We start from the raw sequence: 292 nt of genomic DNA, 5'->3' as shown, positions 1-292 counted from the left end.
CCAGTGTAAATACCGCCAGACGTTCTGTAACAACAAGCTCACCACGACGTACAGCAGCCGTACGACCGGATTTTGTGTTGAGGTCGTCGCAATACTTTGTTTAGAGAGTCGATAGCTCGTGTCGATACCGAAGCGTTTCGCGTGGTGGTATCGAGCATCTCGTGGTGAGTCGATGAACGGCGCGTCAGTCCTTGCCACTGCCAGAACGTTCGGCCTTCAGCTGTCGAACCTCCCGTTCCACGTCGAGATCGTCCAGATCGTCGAACCGGACGATCAGCGTCTCGTCCTCACC

The 292-nt window shown here is 55.5% G+C and carries 1 pseudogene; it reads right to left on the bottom strand.

The annotated features are described in order from the left end of the window. A pseudogene (locus EXE42_RS17660) lies at positions 1-186 on the bottom strand (ISH3 family transposase); the annotation flags it as partial. Between the last annotated feature and the right edge of the window lie 106 nt (positions 187-292).

Origin of the sequence: Halorubrum sp. SP3 (assembly GCF_005435195.1) — an archaeon.
Lineage (GTDB): Archaea > Halobacteriota > Halobacteria > Halobacteriales > Haloferacaceae > Halorubrum > Halorubrum sodomense.
The sequence above is the reverse complement of the archived record's forward strand: the minus strand, read 5'-3'. Positions and strand labels throughout refer to the sequence as shown.